Source organism: Streptomyces sp. NPDC033229 (genome assembly GCF_055576875.1).
The window spans coordinates 1-2538 of record NZ_JBVIQR010000168.1 but is presented as its reverse complement, the minus strand read 5'-3'; the positions used below and the strand labels follow the sequence as shown (position 1 = coordinate 2538).

The 2538-nt window shown below is 69.8% G+C and carries 2 protein-coding genes; both read left to right on the top strand.

The genetic code is table 11. From position 1 onward, the window contains the following. The first annotated feature begins 484 nt into the window (after nucleotides 1–484). Nucleotides 485–1453 carry a D-cysteine desulfhydrase family protein gene (locus ACZ53N_RS37085; RefSeq protein ID WP_469145100.1) on the top strand — a complete coding sequence of 323 codons (969 nt, stop codon included), beginning with the start codon at nucleotides 485–487 and terminating at the stop codon, nucleotides 1451–1453. A 706-nt stretch (nucleotides 1454–2159) separates the two neighbouring features. Next, nucleotides 2160–2408, top strand: coding sequence for a hypothetical protein (locus ACZ53N_RS37080; protein WP_469145099.1), 249 nt, complete (start codon nucleotides 2160–2162; stop codon nucleotides 2406–2408). Nucleotides 2409–2538: the final 130 nt, after the last annotated feature.

Sequence of the window (2538 nt, the reverse complement as noted above, 5' to 3'; positions counted from 1 at the left end):
CAGCAGGGCGTCCAGGTTGTTCGTCACACAACGATCTTGGACGCCCTGTCTGCGTTCCCGGACACACCGTCAGCATTCGGAATGACTCGTCTAGATATAGGGCGACTTCTGAGTGCGAGGTCGTAGTGATGGTGATGGTTAGGAGGCAGGCCAAGAACGGGCTTCGGGATCACCAGCGGCATGGTCTGCCCCCTGTTTCACCCGTCACTCGCGGCAGGGCGGCCTCGAGGAGGACGAGCGGGTCCCGGGCAATGAGCTCGCCGACGCAGCGCTCGGCCCCGCCGAGACCTTGGGCGCTGGGGGAGTGGGGCAGGGGCATGTGTGTACCTCTGGGGCCCCCGCCCTGAGGAGCAGCAGGCCCGGGGGCGCGTTCCCTAGGCACACCCAAGCCTCGCCCCTTCGTGCTGGTGTGAGACGGTGAGTGCCTAGCGCGCTGGATGCCTTCATTCAGGGCGCTGCTGCGACGCGGATGAAGGAGTTCGTGGTGGAGAAGGTGATGTTGTCGGCGTGGCCCACGCCGATGGAAGCGGCTCCAAGGCTGGCCCGGCTGATCGGCCTGGCGCCGGACGATCTGTGGATCAAGCGGGACGACCTGACCGGACTCGGCGGCGGGGGCAACAAGGTCCGCAAGCTGGAGTGGCTGGTCGCCGACGCCCTGCAGCGTGGCGCGGACACCCTGGTCACCATGGGTGGGCCGCAGAGCAACCATGCCCGGCTCACCGCGGCCGCAGGTGCCCGGGCGGGCCTGAACGTAGTGCTGGTGATGCCCGGCTCCGGCCGCCCGGACCAGCCCGGCGGGAACCTCCTCCTGGACGCTGCCTTCGCCGCCCGGATTGTGTGGGCCGGTGACGCCGCGCCCGCCGAGCTGGCCGGGCAGGCTGAGAAGACCTACGCCGAGCTGCGCGAAAAGGGCGCCGTGCCGTATCTGGTGCCGCTCGGCGGATCCGGCGCCCTGGGGGCCCGCGGCTACCGCGAGGCAGGCGAGGAGATCCTCACCCAGCAACCCGACGTCCGGCACGTCGTGACCGCCCTGGGCTCTGGCGGCACGATGGCCGGCCTGGTCGCCGCCCTGGGAGCCGAACGCGTCCTGGGCATCGACGTCGGCGCACTCCCCGAAGCCGCCTCTGTCACCGCCACCTTCGCCTCGGAACTCACCGGCAGCCAGGTGACAGCCGAGCAGCTACGTTGCCGGGGCGACCAGGTGGGCGAGGCGTACGGCATCCTGTACGAACCCGTCCTGGAGGCCATCACCACCGTGGCGCGCACCGAGGGCATCATCCTGGACCCGGTCTACACCGGACGCGCCGCAGCGGGACTGATCGCCGCGGTGCGCGACGGCAGCATCCGGCCCGGAGAGCGCACGGTCCTGCTGCACACCGGCGGCCTGCCAGGACTGTTTGGCCACGCCGAAGCAGCACACCGCATCGGCCAGACCCTGCACACCTACCCCTGACATCGTCCCCCGCCCCAGGCCAACGAGATAGCGACCTGGCCCCCTCCCGCGCTGACGCCGCCGCCCTGCCGCCCCCGGTCGGAAGCGCACGCCGCACGCACCGGGAGCCGGGCGGGGAGTGCGACGGCCCGGAAGGCGCTTTCACATCGCAGACCAACTCGTCGTGGCCCCGATTGGCGCGACCTGCTCCAGAAACGACCGCAACTGGGTGGCGATCTCCCACAGCGCCCCGGAATCCAGCAGCTCCGGCTCCGGCTCCTGCGCCGGCCGCCGCGAGATGGCAGCCGTGGGGCCGGTCTGCACTGCTGGTCGCCATCGTTGACCGGGACTACTCGACGGCGTGGACTGCTCGGGCACCTTGTCCGAAGACCGCACCACCGCCGGACGCGTCGGCGGCTGCTCGGCCGCAGGGCGCGGTCGGCGCACGGTACGGGGCTTCCGCTCCGGCACCGGCTGAGACGACCGATCCGCGGCTTGCCGCCGCTCCTCTTCCTGCCAGCGACGAGAAGAGAGGACCTCCTTGTATTCCGCCAGCCGAGCGAAGTGTTCGGCTTGGCGCTCGTAGCGGCGGTGGAGTCGCCGGCAGTCGGCGAGGCAGGCCGCGACCGTTCCACGGTCGGGCGGTGGCGGCCCAGGTGATAAGAGGACTCGAGGCTCTTGCGGGCGATGCAGTGCCTGGGAGCCCGTTGCGGACCAGGAGTCCGGGGTGAAGACGGATATGACCGCTCCTGCCACCACCTCTGAACACATGACGCTGCGCCAAGGGAGGAGGCGTACCGCCATGTTTGCGGCGTCCACCCTCATCGCTGCGCCAGTGCTGGCCGCCACAGCGACGCTGGCTATGGCTGAGAGCGGGAACACTTACCTCAAGACGGAACAGCAAGTCTTCGACTTCATCAGCCGGAGCGCGCCTCTGAAGAAGGAAGCGGTCGAGGGCTGCCCGGCCCAGGGGTAGCCCTCGCAGGAGGTCAAGCTCACCGACGTTGAAAGTGAGGGGCCTCGCGTTTTTCGGACAGGCGTCGGCCGTTGCTTTCACGCGGCGATTCGCAACTTCTGATGCTCGGCGTGGACTTCGCGCGGAGGGC